This is a genomic window from Arthrobacter sp. ISL-72 (assembly GCF_018613755.1).
GTDB lineage: Bacteria > Actinomycetota > Actinomycetes > Actinomycetales > Micrococcaceae > Arthrobacter.
The window spans coordinates 91,346-104,676 of the sequence record NZ_JAGGPP010000019.1; the positions used below are offsets into that span (position 1 = coordinate 91,346).

Consider the following 13,331-nt stretch of genomic DNA (forward strand, 5'->3'; position numbering starts at 1 on the left):
CATCAGCCCTTGCGCTTCTTGATCTCTTGGGTCGCCTGCGGGAGCACCTCGAAGAGATCGCCGATAATCCCGAAGTCCGCGATCTCGAAGACCGGCGACTCGGCATCTTTGTTGACGGCGACGATGACCTTGGCGGTCTGCATGCCGGCTTTCTGCTGGATGGCGCCGGAGATGCCTGCGGAAATGTACAGCTGGGGTGACACGGTCTTGCCCGTCTGGCCCACCTGCGCGTCGTGGCCGATCCAGCCGGCGTCGGTGGCGGCCCGGGATGCACCCACGGCGGCACCGAGGGCGTCGGCAAGTTCCTCCACGGGGCCGAAGTCGCCGTCCACCCCGCGCCCGCCGGCAACAATGATCCGGGCCTCGGACAGGTCCGGGCGGCCGCTGGCCGGCTTGTCCTTGCGGCCGGTGATCCGTGCGGCAACGGCCGAGGCGGACTCGGGAACGTCAACGGTGATCACCTCCGGGCTCGCTGTGCCCGCAGCCGTTTCCGGCGTGACGCTGTTCGGCTTGACCGTAAGCACGGCTACCGCCGTGGTGGCTTTCGCCGTGGTGGTGTAGGACCCCGCCAGCACGGACTTGTGGGCAGTGCCGTCCGGGTCCACTGCAACGACGTCCGTGATGACACCGGCCCTGAGCTTGATTCCCAGCCGTGCCGCGATTTCCTTGCCGTCGAACGAGTTCTCCAGGAGAACAGTGGTGGCGCCCGAGGAGGCGACCGCCGCGGCAAGGAAGGCGGCCTTCGGGCCGACCAGGTACGCGTCCAGGTCGTCCGACGACGGCCGGAAAATGGCGGTGGCACCGTTCGCGCCGAGGGCCGCGGCGGCGTCGTCGTTCAGCGGTCCGTTAACGGCGACAGCCGTTTCGCCAAGCGAGCGGGCGATCGTCAGCAGCTCAAGGCTGCTCTTCTTGAGGGCCTGGCCGGGGTTGTCAATGAATACAAGTACTTTTGCCATGTCGGGAATCCTCTTAGAGCAGCTTCTGATCGGCCAGGAACTCCACCAGCTTGATGCCGGCGTCGCCTTCGTCGGTGATGATGGTGCCGGCGGTGCGCGGCGGGCGCTCGGCGGCGGTCTGGACAGCGGTCCAGGAGCCGGCCTTGCCCACCTGCGACGGGTCCACGCCGATCTCGGCGAGCGTAAGGGTGGTGATGGTTTTGCGCTTGGCCGCGATGATTCCCTTGAAGTTCGGGAAACGCGGCTCGTTGATCTGGTCGGTCACGGACACGACGGCGGGCAGCGGCGCCTCGACAGTGTCGTAGTGGGTGTCGCTATCGCGGCGGGCGATGACACGGCCGCCGTCGACCTCGAGTTCGGACGCGAACGTCACCTGCGGGAGGTCCAGTCGTTCTGCCAGCTGCGCGGGCACCAGGGAGGTCTCGCCGTCGGTGGATGCCATGCCGGTCAGAACCAGGTCCACCGGGCTGTCCGCACTGAGATAACGGACGGCTGCTGCCAGAGCGAGCGACGTCGCTGCCGCATCCGAGCCGGCCAGGGCGTCGTCACGGAGGTGGACGCCCTCGGTGGCGCCGATCTGCAGTGACTTCTTGATGGCATTGACGGCGCCGGCGGGACCCATGCTTAGTGCGATGACCTGGTTGCCGGCTTTGGCTCCGCCGCGGGCCTCAGTCAGCTGCAGCGCAGCCTCCAGGGCATATTCGTCCAGCTCGGACAGGATGCTATCGGCGCGGTCGGTGGTGTAGTCCTCGCCGCTGAGGTGACGGTCCAATTGCGCGTCTGGTACATGCTTGACCAGAACGATGATCTTCAATGTCTCTTCCACTTTCTGTTCAGCAGCCTTCCATGCGTGTGGATAGCCAGCCGGGTGAGGTTATGGCCGCGGATCTCCCCCGGGGTGCGGGTAGATCCAAGCTAACCATATAGCGGGGCGCCCATGCCCTCCCGTTAACGCCTGTGTCAGGTAAGGCCGGCCCCAAGGCAAAATGCAGCGGAGGGAGCCACCATGCCGGTGGCCCCCTCCGCTGTCGGGTCAGTACTCGCTTGCCGCTTTGACCGAACGGATGCCGTGCATTTACTGTTCCGCTGCCGCGCCGAGCGTCACGTCCAGTTGCTGTTCCTGGCCGCCGCGCAGGATCGTGACCTTCACGGAGGCACCCGCCGGCTGTTCCCGGACCGCCGCGGTCAATTGGTTGGGATCGCTGATGGCAAGATCGTTGAACTTCGTCACCACGTCGCCCACCTTGAGTCCGGCCTTGGCGGCGGCGGAGCCTGATTCCACCGTGGCCACTTCAGCGCCGACCGAGAAGGATGAGCTCGACGCCGTGGATGACTTGGGCTTGACGCTGACGCCGAACTGCCCGTGCGTGGCCTTTCCGGTGTCGATGATCTCCTGGGCCACACGCTTGGCGTGGTTGATGGGAACGCTGAAGCCCACCCCGATGTTGCCGCTTGAGGTGGATTCACCGCCGGCTGAGGCAATGGCCACGTTGACGCCGATGATCTCACCCTTGCTGTTCACCAGGGCACCGCCGGAGTTGCCGGGGTTGATGGCGGCGTCGGTCTGGATCACGTTGATGGAGATGGATCCCTGGTTCGACGGGCTCTGGCTCTGGCCGCCGTCCGGCGGTGCGAACTGGAAGCCGCCTTCGCCGTCGCTCTGGGAATCATCCGCACCTTCCTTGGGCGCCGCGGAAGACGCCACGCTGATGGTCCGGTTCAGGGTGGACACGATGCCGTCGGTGACCGTGCCGGTCAGACCCAGCGGCGAACCGATGGCGATGGCGGTGTCCCCTACGTTGAGCTTGCTGGAGTCGCCCAGGGTTGCCGGCGTCAGCCCGGAAGCGTCGTCCACCTTGATGACGGCCAGGTCACTCAGGGGGTCGGTGCCAACGATTTTCGCGGTGAGCACCCTGCCGTTGCTGGTCCGGACTTCAATGGTGGCGTTGGCCGTCTTGCCGTCGAGGGTCACAACGTGGGTGTTCGTCAGGATATGGCCCTCGTCGTCCAGGATGATTCCCGAACCGGTGCCGCCGTCGCTGCCGCTGGTCGCCTTGATGGTCACAACGCTGGGCGACGCCTTCAGCGATGCTGCCGTGATGACGTTGACGTCGTCTTTGTTGTTGACGATAACGGTGCCGGGCTGGCTGCCGGCGCTGCTGACGGATGACGTGGAGCCGTCATTCAGGAACGCGTCGCCCGCTGCCACCACTCCCCCGCCCACAAGGCCGGCGGCGAGGATGCTGGCCACCAGGGTTCCGACGCCGAAGGCCGGTTTCCGCTTCGGCGTGCTCGCGGGATCCGAGGCATACATGCTGCCCTGGTGTGGCCGCCCGCCCGGGTGTTGCTGCCCGGAGTAGGAGCCGCTACCCTGGTGGGCGCCGTACTGGCCACCGTGCTGGGGCCCGTTCTGGCCGGCGGGACCGGCCTGCTGGCCGTAGAAAGGCTGGTGCTGCGGATAGACAGGCCGGGGAGCGTCGTCTGGATGAGCTGAGTCCCCGGCGGGCTGCGGCGCGGACAGTGGCTGCGTCGGGGGCCCTGCCTCCAGCGGCTGCGTGTCCGCGTGAGGAGGCTGCGCCGGCCAGCCTTCCCGAGGCTTTTCCGGGCCCCTGTTCTCAGGCGATCCACCCTGTCCTGGGTTCTCAGTCATTGGATTTCCTTTCATCCTTGTCTGCCTTTAACTATGGACCCTCTCACTGGAGCTAAAGCGGACGTTGGCTGGGAGGTTCCTGAACGGCGTCGGGCCTCCGTTTTTCTACGCCCGATCCACGGGTGAAGCGCTTTTCGCTGGTGGCATATTCCCCCTTGTGGACGGGCAAATAGGTGCACCATAGAATCAAATGGAATTGCCACAGCGACCTGCGGCTTTACACATGCGTGGGGGCGCTGCTGCATTCTGTGACGACTGGCTCGGCCCGAATCAGTCGCAGAAGTGCTGAAGGGTTGCACATGCGGTCTAAGTTCAAACGTCTCCTCGCCATGATCGGCCTTGTCGGACTGCTGGCGGCCCCCGCCACTGCAGCCTGGGCGGAAGATCCGGTGACACTCGACCCCGCGTCCAAGATCGTTGACTCCGCCGGCGTGCTGGGCGGCAAGAAGTCCGACGTCGAGGCAGCCATCAAAAAGCTCGGCGCAGATCACGCCACCGTGCTGCACGTGGTCACCGTCAAGAAGTTCGAAAACCCGACCAATCGGGAAGCCTGGACGGACGAGGTGGCTGAAAAAGCCGGCCTTGGCCCGAACGCTTTGATCTTTGCGGTTGCTACCGACACCAAGCAATACATCCTGAATAAAGGCGGGAGCAAGATCACCGCGGCCCAACTCGAAAACATCAAGAGCAGTGCCATCGGCCCGGAGCTGGCGAACGGGAACTACGCCCAAGCGGCAATAAACGCCGCGGAGGCCGTCGGCGACGCGACGGGTGGCGGCAGTGGCAAGCTCCCCTCCGACAACGGCGCCGGCGTAGGCCTCCTGGTGGGCACCGGAGTTGTAGCGGCAGGCGGCGTGGGAACGTATCTCTATCTTCGGAACCGGCGCAAGAAGGCGGCAGCCTCGAGCGCCAGCTACGGACCGCAAGGCGCCGAGCTGGATCCGCTTGCTTCACTGAGCGTGGAGGAGCTGCGCAAGAAGAGCGGCTCACTGCTTATTGAAGCCGATAACGCAATCAACTCTAGCGAGCAGGAACTCGGCTTCGCGCAGGCACAGTACGGGGACGCCGCCGTCGGGAACTTCACCAAGGCGCTGCAGGAGGCCAAGGGCCACATGTCCGAGTCGTTCAAACTGCAGCAGCAGCTTGACGACCACATCCCGGACACGGAAGAACAGCAGCGGAGCTGGCTCGGCGAGATCATCCGCCGCTCCGAGGCTGCCCTGGCGTCGCTCCAGGAACAAAAGGCCGACTTCGATTCACTGCGCGAACTCGAGAAGAATGCACCGCAAGCCCTTGCCGCAGTGAATGCCGGCGCCAAGGAAGCGGACGCCCGGATCGCAACAGCGGAACAGACCCTCACAGGACTTCGCGCCAGGTATGCGGAGAGCGCCCTCGTTCAGGTCTCCGACAACATCGGCCAGGCCAAGGAGCGGCTCGCCTTCGTGCAGAACGCCACGTCCACCGCACAGGAGAAGCTGGCTTCGGGTGAAGGCAGCCTGGCTGCCGTGGCCGTCCGCGCTGCCGAAGAAAGCCTGCACCAGACCAAGGTGCTGCTCGACGCCATCACGAAGGTCTCCGGAAACCTGGATGAGGCACGCAACAGCCTCGAGGCCGCAGTGGTGGACACGTCCCAGGACCTGGCGCAGGCAAAGGCGATCATCCAGTCCGGCGCGCATCCCGAGCTTGCCGGACCCGTGGCCGGTGTTGAAGCAGCCCTGGCACGGGTCAAGGCAGAGATCGAAGGCGGGAAGATCGACCCGATCGCAACCTTGGAACGGGTGGAAACAGCCCACCAGGCGCTGGACCGGTCCCTGACGGGCATCCGCGACCAGCAGGAACAGGCCCGCCGAGCGCAGGCGTCGCTGCAGCAGACCATCATGTCGGCCCAGGCACAGATCAGCGCCACGTCGGACTACATCACCGCGCGCCGCGGCGGAGTGGGAACCGAGGCCCGGACCCGTCTGGCCGAAGCACAGCGAAACCTGGACTATGCCTTGTCCATCTCACGCAATGACCCCGTTACGGCCCTGACGTACGCCCAGCAGGCCCACGCCCTGGCAGCCCAGGCCGCACAGCTCGCCCAAGGGGATGTGGACAGCTTCGGCTACGCAAACCAGGGCTACGGCCGCGGCGGCATGTTCGGCGGCGGTGGCGGCGGCGGCCTCGGCGGCGCAATCCTCGGCGGCATCCTCATCAACTCCATCCTCAACGGCGGCCACGGCGGCGGAGGCTGGGGCGGTGGCGACGGCGGTGGCGGTGGCTGGGGCGGCGGCGGCGACTTTGGCGGAGGGGACGTAGGCGGAGGCTGGGGCGGCGACTCTGGCGGCGGCGGCGACTTCTAGCTGGCTAAAGACTAGGCGACCGGAACCTTCCGGCCGCGGGGTAGAAGCGGTACATCAACTGTTCACTGAATTCAGTGGCGATTACTGAGCAGGATGAAAGGCAACATCATGGTTAAGCAGTCCATTTTCGGCCGTATGGCGCAGCTGGCAAAGGCGAATATCAATTCCTTGCTGGACCAGGCCGAAGATCCGCAGAAGATGCTGGACCAGATGGTCCGGGATTACACCAACAACATTGCCGAGGCTGAATCTGCCGTAGCGCAGACCATCGGCAACCTGCGGATGCTCCAGGATGATTACCGCGAGGACATCAAGAATGCCCAGGACTGGGGCAACAAGGCCCTTGCGGCGTCCCGCAAGGCTGATGAGTACCGCGGCAGCGGCGACACCGTCGATGCCCAGAAGTTCGACAACCTGGCCAAGGTGGCCATCCAGCGCCAGATGGCGGCCGAGAACGAAGCCAAGGCTGCCGAGCCCAGCATCGCCTCCCAGACCGAAGTGGTGGACAAGCTGAAGTCCGGCCTGGACCAGATGAAGAGCAAGCTCAATGAACTGACCAGCAAGCGCAATGAGCTCGTCGCCCGGTCCAAGACCGCCGCTGCGCAGTCCCAGGTGCACGATGCGCTCAAGAGCATTGACTTCATGGACCCCACCAGCGAGGTGGGCCGCTTTGAAGAGAAGATCCGCCGCGAAGAGGCCAAGGTCCGCGGCCAGCAGGAACTCGCTGCCTCCAGCCTGGACGCACAGTTCAACCAGCTCGAGGACCTCGGCGAACAGACCGAAATCGAGGCGCGGCTCGCAGCGCTGAAGTCAGGTGGTGCCAAGCCCGCCATCGGATCGTCGGCCAACTCCTCGCCTGCCAGCTCCACTGTTGAAGAAGCTGACTTCGACAAACTCTAAGCAGCTGCTCCGGACTGGAATCCGGACATCAGAAGGCCGGGGTCCCGTAAGGGGCCCCGGCCTTTCTGCCGGCCTGTACCGTGGGATTATGCCTTCCACCCTCGTCTGGCTCCGCGATGACCTTCGACTCGACGACAACCCGGCGCTGGCAGACGCAGCTGAACTGGGCCATGCCCTCACCGTCCTGTACGTGCTGGACGAGGAGTCCGACTGTGTCAGGCCGCTGGGCGGGGCAGCAAATGGTGGCTGCATCATTCCCTGGCGGCCCTCGCCGCCAGTCTGGAAGCCGCGGGTTCGCGGCTCGTCCTGCGCCGGGGTGCCGCAGCCGGCATAGTCCAGGACGTCGCAGAGGCCACTGAAGCCACCCATCTCAGGTGGAACCGCAGGTACGGCGGCCCCGAACGCAGCATCGACGCCAGCGTCAAGGCCTGGGCCGCGGACAAGGGCCTTGATGCCGCCAGTTTTCAGGCCAGCCTCCTTTTCGAGCCGTGGACGGTCCGGACCGGAGCGCGCGGACCGTACAAGGTGTTTACGCCCTTCTGGCGTGCCTGCCTCGAGGGCGGCGAGCCTCGCATGCCCCTCGAGGCCCCGCAGAGCCTTCCCGAGCCAACGGCCAACACGGTCGGCGTCCTGCCGCCAAGCGATGACCAGGACAGCTGGGGACTGCTCCCCCACGGGCCGGACTGGAGCGGCGGGCTCGCGGAAGCCTGGACGCCCGGCGAAGAGGGCGCGCACGACCGCCTCGAGGACTTCCTGGACGGCCCTGTCGGGGACTATGGAACCGGCCGGGACCGGCCGGGAGTCGAAGGCACCAGCCGCCTTTCGCCCCACCTTCGCTTCGGCGAAATCAGCCCGTTCCGCGTCTGGCACGCGCTCCGTGAGCGCTTCCCGCGCCAGGCACCCGCCGACGTCGGGATATTCCGCTCGGAACTGGGCTGGCGCGAGTTCTGCTGGCAGCTTCTGTACGAAAACCCGGCGCTGGCCACCCGGAACTACCGTCCCGAATTCGACCGCTTCGAGTGGCAAACGCCGTCGGATGTTGAGCTGAAAGCGTGGCAGCAGGGCCGCACAGGGTATCCGCTGGTGGACGCCGGAATGCGTCAGCTGTGCCAGACAGGCTGGATGGATGCACAACCGTGTCCGCATGGCGGCTGCATCGTTCCTGGTGAAGGACCTGCTGGCTGACTGGAGGCTGGGCGAGGCCTGGTTCTGGGACACCCTGGTGGCTGCCGACGCCGCCAGCAATCCGGCCAACTGGCAATGGGTGGCCGGATCCGGAGCGGATGCCTCCCCCTTTTTCCGGATCTTCAACCCCGTGACGCAGAGCAAGAAGTTCGACTCCGCGGGCCGCTACCTGCGGGAATTCCTACCGGAGCTCGCCGGAATGGATGACAAAAAGATCCATGAACCTTGGAAAGCCCCGGAAGAAGCCGACGGCTATCCGGAGCCTGTAGTGGGGCTGGCGGAGTCGCGCGAGCGGGCACTTGGGACCTACCAGAGGCTCAAGGACAGCTGACGGCTCCCCGCGCTGTAGTCCCGGCAGCTTCCTGGTCAGCGGCTGCTGACCTTGCCCATCAGGGAGGCAATGGGGCTCAGGAAAAGCGGGCGGGCCAGGAACCACGCCGCGACCATCACGACGATGGACGCTGCGAAGATGCCGAAGCCGAGCCAGCTGACGTCGTCATTGGCGGCGTACATGTGGTTCAGGTTCCGGAGCACGCCGGTAGCGAGCACCAGGAAGACGTGCACCACGATGAAGGCCACAAAGTAGATCATCACCGGAAAGTGCACGGCGCGGGCGGCCTCGATCGGGTAGGCCTTGTTCAACCCCTTGGCATTCTTGGGCCAGGCCGAGGACATCCGCAGCCCCGTGATGAAGGCCAGGGGCGCGGCGATGAAGACGGTGATGAAGTACGTCAGCAGCTGCAGGGCGTTGTAGTTCACCCAGCCGTTCTCGGTGGGCCAGTTCAGTGAGGCGTACTGCAGCGCAGCCGAGAGCGCGTTGGGGAAGACATCCCAGCTGGTGGGCACGATCCGCGCCCACTGGCCTGTGGCGAAAAGGAGGATGGCAAACACAACGCCGTTGAGGATCCACAGTGTGTCGAGGACGAGGTGGAACCAGATGGCAAGGCTGATCTTCGTGGGTGCGGTCCTGGTGCGGATCAGGCCCTTGTTGTTCCGGGTCCAGTAGGCAGCCGGGCGGGTCTGCGTGCGAACCTGCCACCCGGTACGGATGATCAGCAGCAAGAAGAAGCCGTTGAGGAAGTGTTGCCAGCCCAACCAGGCCGGGAAGCCCACGGGAGTACCCTCAGGCAGCCGTGAATGGCCCGGGTATGCCGCCAGGAAGTCCTGCACGCCGGCAAGCCCTGTGACCCACCTGGCGAGCAGCACCACGAGAAGCAGGGCAACGAGCGCAGCGGGCACCGCCCAGTACAGTTTGGCCCACTTGCTCTTTGCAGTTCCGGACTTCTTCTTGGTTGGTAGTGACATCGAACAGCATTCCTCTCGAGAATGATCGACTAGTAACGTGGGCGGATCCATCCCTGCCGGGCTGCACCGGCAGGAGCGCCGACTGGGTTAAGCGCGCCTTAATAGCTTGAATCATGAACGGCGGAAGAGCGAACCCGTGCGCGGCTAGGGTCATGCCCCGCAACATAAGATCCGTTCCCTGGAAACAACCGCCTGCCATTGCGGTACATCGTTGAACAGCCTCGTGGCTCAGCGGTGTTGCCTCCGGAAATGAGAATACTAGGAAATGCTAGTAGTTGGGGAGGCCCGGGCAATGTCCGATGCCGGCAACGAGAAAGGCCCTGGCCGGGATACTTCCCGGCCAGGGCCTTCATATAGTTGCGGGGACAGGATTTGAACCTGTGACCTCTGGGTTATGAGCCCAGCGAGCTACCGAACTGCTCCACCCCGCGTCGCTTGATAAACACTACCCTACTTTTCCGACCGTCCCGACCACTCCCCGTTCGGACCGCCGGTGGACTGCCGGCGGACTCCCCGAACCAGTGTTCCGTCCGGAGGGAAATCCGGCTCGGACGGCAGCAAAGCAAAAAGTCCGGAATTCCCTTGCGGGAATTCCGGACTTTTCCTTCAGTTGCGGGGACAGGATTTGAACCTGTGACCTCTGGGTTATGAGCCCAGCGAGCTACCGAACTGCTCCACCCCGCGTCGCAAGAACAACATTACCCGCCGGTGAACTTCAGACCAAATTGAGGGGACGTGATCTGTGTCTCGGCCTGCCGGGATGGCCTCCCGGCAAGCCACATACTCCCGAAGTCGCTGCTTTTCGGGGGTACGGCAAAAGCCGGCTCCCCTGTCCTCGCGGAAGGGGAACCGGCCTTCTTTCACCTGCTTTTAGCTGTCCGGTTTAGCCGCGGGTTAGCTGCTTGGCGAGGGCGACGGCGTCGCGGCGGCCGACGGGTTGGCTGTGGGGGCCGGCGTGGGAGAAGCACCTTCAACGCCGAGCTTGGCTTCGGCGTCGATCGCCTTCTGCAGAGCGGCGGACAGCTTCTTCTGCTGCTCGCCGTAGGCCGCGAAGTCACCCTTGGCCAGGGCCTCCTGGCCTGCCCGGATGGCCGCGTTGGCCTCGTCCAGGGCCGCCTTCAGCTCCGCCTTGGCGTCCGTGCCGCCGGTGGCCGGCGGCGCTGTGCCGCCACCAGTCGTCGGAGGCGTCTGGCCGTTGTTGGCTGAGTCACCGGCCGTGGCTCCCGAATTGCCGCCGAAGAGCTGGTTCAGCGCATCATCAAGCGTCGGCGCGAAGCCGATCTTGTCGCCGAACGCCACCAGCACGCGCTGGAGCGTGGGGTACGACGTTTCGCCCGTGGACCGCAGGTAGACGGGCTGGACGTACAACAGACCGCCGCCCACCGGGAGGGTCAGCAGGTTGCCGTTCAGGACAGCGGACGCGCCCTGCCGGAGCAGGTTCAGGGCCTGGGACACTGTGGGGTCCGAGTTGAACTTGTTCTGGGCCTGGCCCGGGCCGGGAACCTGGGCCTCCGGCGGAATCTGCAGTAACCTGAGCTGCCCGTAGCTTTCGGCCTTGACGCCCTTCTGGTTACCGGCGTCTGAGTCCGCGGCGAGGAATCCGTAAAGCACGTTCCGGGCTGTGCCGTTGACCACCTGCGGAATGAACGAGGACGTCAGCTGGAACGCGGGCTTGTCCTGGTCAGGCATCTGCAGGGACATGTAGAACGGCGGCTGCTTGACCTCTTCCTTGACCGTGGGATCGTTCGGCACGGACCAGGCGTCATTGTTCGTGTAGAAGTTGTCCGGCTGGGTGACGTGGTAGCGGCCCAGCAGTTCGCGCTGGACCTTGAACAGGTCCTCGGGGTAGCGGACGTGGCTCATGAGCGCGCCGGACATCTCCGAGTAGGGCTTCAACGATGTCGGGAAGATGTTCTGCCAGGCCTTCAGTACCGGGTCCTGGTCGTCCCAGGCGTACAGGGTTACCGAGCCGTCGTACGCGTCAACCGTCGCCTTCACGGAGTTACGGATGTAGTTCACCGAGCTGTTGGGCAGGGCCACGGTGCGCCCGGCCGTAGTCTGTGAATCTGCCGTCGCGGCGGAAAGTTGCTCCTGCTGCGAGTACGGGTAGTACTGGCTCGTGGTGTAGCCGTCCACGATCCACTTCACCCGGCCGTCCACCACTGCCGGGTAGGCGTTGCCGTCGACGGTGAGGTAGGGCGCAACCTTTTCAACGCGGTCCCGCGGATTGCGGTCGTAGAGGATCTGCGATTCCGCGTTCACGCCGTCGGACAGCAGGAGGTCCGAGGACTGGAACTTGATGGCGTAGAGGACCTTGTTGAAGAAGCTGCCGACGTTCGGCCCGCCGTTGCCGGTGAAGGTGTACTGGGTCTCGCCGTCGCCTTCCTTGCCGGCGGGGCGGTCCTGTTCGCGGTGCTGGGAACCGTCCGGGGCTCCGACGATGGAGTATTCGGGCGAGTTTTCGCCGAAGTAGATCCTGGGCTGGTAGCTGGAATCGTTGCCAAGGACGCCGGTGGACGGAATGCCGGCCTGCAGGAACTCAGGCTTTCCGTCTGCTGTGAACTTGTTGCCCTTGGCCGCCACTACGCCGTAACCGTGCGTGTAGACCACGTGCCGGTTCAGCCAGGACTGCTGGTTGGCGCTGAGGCCGTCCGGGTTCAGCTCGCGGACGGCGATCACGGTGTCCTGGACCTTGCCGTCAACTTCGTACCGGTCCACGTTCAGGGCGCTCGGGAACTGGTAGTAAGGCCGGTACTGCTCCAACTGGGAGAACGCGTCCGAAATCAGGTTCGGGTCCAGGAGCCGGATGTTGGCGGTGGTCTGGGCGTCCGGGGCCAGGGCGCCGGTGGTCGCATTCGTGGTGGCGTTATACCGATCTTCCTGTACCTTATCCAGGCCGTAGGCGGAGCGGGTCATGCTGATGTTCCGCTCGATGAACGGCTTTTCCAGGGTCTGTTCGGACGGGCGCACCTGGAACTGCTGGATGACCCACGGGTAGACGCCGCCGGCCAGGATGGAGGTAATGACCAGCATTGCCGTGCCGATCACGGGCAGGCGCCATTTGCCGATCACGGCCGCAATGATGAACAGGATGGCCACCAGCGCGGCGGCAACAGCCAGGATCGACTTGGTGGGGATGACGGCGTTGACGTCCGTGTAGAGTGCGCCGGACCAGCGTCCGTTGCTGTTCTGCACCGCGGAATAGCGGTCCAGCCAGAAGTTCACGCCGAGCAGCAGCAGGAAGACTGCGCCGGTGACGGCGAGGTGGATCTGGGCGGCACGGCTGGTGAACATGCCGCGTTCCATGATCCGGATGCTGCCGTACAGGTAGTGCGTGAGAATGCCCGCAATGCCTGCAACCACAGTGACGCTGATGAGGAAGCCCGTGATGAAACCGAGGAAAGGCAGGGTCATCAGGTAGAAGCTGATGTCCAGGTGGAACTGCGGATCGTTCTGGCCGAACTGCTCCTGGTTAAAGAACAGCAGCACTTTCTGCCATTGACTGGCGGCGGCACTTCCTGCGAAGAGGCCGAACAGCACCGGGAGTCCGACCATGACAACCCTGCGGACGGGTTCCAGCTGGGCCTGGTAGCGGTTCAGGTTGTCCCTGATCTCGGAGTCCGGGGCGTAGACAGGACGCGCATGGTACGCAATGCGGATGGCATAGAACATCGCCAGGAACATCAGCGCGAAGCCGATCAGGAAGATGACAATCCGGGCAAGGTTCTCCGTGAGGAAGACTTCGAAGAACCCGAGCTGCTGGTACCAGAGAACATCGGTCCATACGTTGGCGAAGAAGATGAATCCGACCACAACCAGTGCTACGACGATCAACGTCGGCGTCAAGGCACCTCGCCTTGGCTGGGGTCTTCCGGGCGGAGTGGAGCTGGCAGGACGGGACAAACTCGGTACCTCATAGCTGGTTGTCTGTAGCTGGTCTTGTCAAAAATCAGAGTGCGCGTGATGTTGTGATGCTCGGACCGGCGCATCACC

At 64.6% G+C, this 13,331-nt stretch carries 7 protein-coding genes, 2 tRNA genes and 1 pseudogene; 3 read left to right on the top strand and 7 right to left on the bottom strand.

The annotated features are described in order from the left end of the window. Positions 1–2: 2 nt before the first annotated feature. The 3 genes from J7I92_RS16535 to J7I92_RS16545 form a co-directional block, all read right to left on the bottom strand. Positions 3–956, bottom strand: coding sequence for an electron transfer flavoprotein subunit alpha/FixB family protein (locus J7I92_RS16535; protein ID WP_214842270.1), 954 nt, complete (start codon positions 954–956; stop codon positions 3–5). Positions 957–969: 13 nt separating this feature from the next. Further along, on the bottom strand, positions 970–1,770 hold the full coding sequence (locus tag J7I92_RS16540) for an electron transfer flavoprotein subunit beta/FixA family protein (RefSeq protein WP_214842337.1): 801 nt from the start codon (positions 1,768–1,770) through the stop codon (positions 970–972). Between the two features lie 261 nt (positions 1,771–2,031). Continuing rightward, entirely contained in the window at positions 2,032–3,606 is a 1,575-nt protein-coding gene (locus tag J7I92_RS16545) for a trypsin-like peptidase domain-containing protein (protein ID WP_214842272.1), read from the bottom strand. Between the two features lie 299 nt (positions 3,607–3,905). Between J7I92_RS16545 and J7I92_RS16550 the strand changes: the two genes are divergently transcribed. The 3 genes and pseudogenes from J7I92_RS16550 to J7I92_RS16560 all read left to right on the top strand — a co-directional run bounded on the left by J7I92_RS16550 (position 3,906) and on the right by J7I92_RS16560 (position 8,364). Next, entirely contained in the window at positions 3,906–5,948 is a 2,043-nt protein-coding gene (locus J7I92_RS16550; RefSeq protein ID WP_214842274.1) for a TPM domain-containing protein, read from the top strand. Positions 5,949–6,056: 108 nt separating this feature from the next. After that, the gene (locus J7I92_RS16555; RefSeq protein WP_214842276.1) at positions 6,057–6,848 is read left to right on the top strand and encodes a PspA/IM30 family protein; all 792 of its coding nucleotides are present in this window, start codon (positions 6,057–6,059) and stop codon (positions 6,846–6,848) included. 88 nt (positions 6,849–6,936) lie between these two features. Next, a pseudogene (locus J7I92_RS16560) lies at positions 6,937–8,364 on the top strand (cryptochrome/photolyase family protein). Between the two features lie 35 nt (positions 8,365–8,399). Here the strand turns inward: J7I92_RS16560 and J7I92_RS16565 are convergent. The 4 genes from J7I92_RS16565 to J7I92_RS16580 form a co-directional block, all read right to left on the bottom strand. Then, positions 8,400–9,338, bottom strand: a complete 939-nt coding sequence (locus J7I92_RS16565; protein ID WP_214842278.1) for a cytochrome b/b6 domain-containing protein — start codon at positions 9,336–9,338, stop codon at positions 8,400–8,402. A 357-nt stretch (positions 9,339–9,695) separates the two neighbouring features. Beyond that, positions 9,696–9,769: transfer RNA gene (locus J7I92_RS16570), tRNA-Met, on the bottom strand. Between the two features lie 179 nt (positions 9,770–9,948). Next, a tRNA-Met gene (locus J7I92_RS16575) sits at positions 9,949–10,022 on the bottom strand. A gap of 210 nt (positions 10,023–10,232) precedes the next feature. Beyond that, complete coding sequence (locus J7I92_RS16580) at positions 10,233–13,241, bottom strand: UPF0182 family protein (protein WP_214842280.1); 3,009 nt, start codon at positions 13,239–13,241, stop codon at positions 10,233–10,235. Positions 13,242–13,331 lie beyond the last annotated feature (90 nt).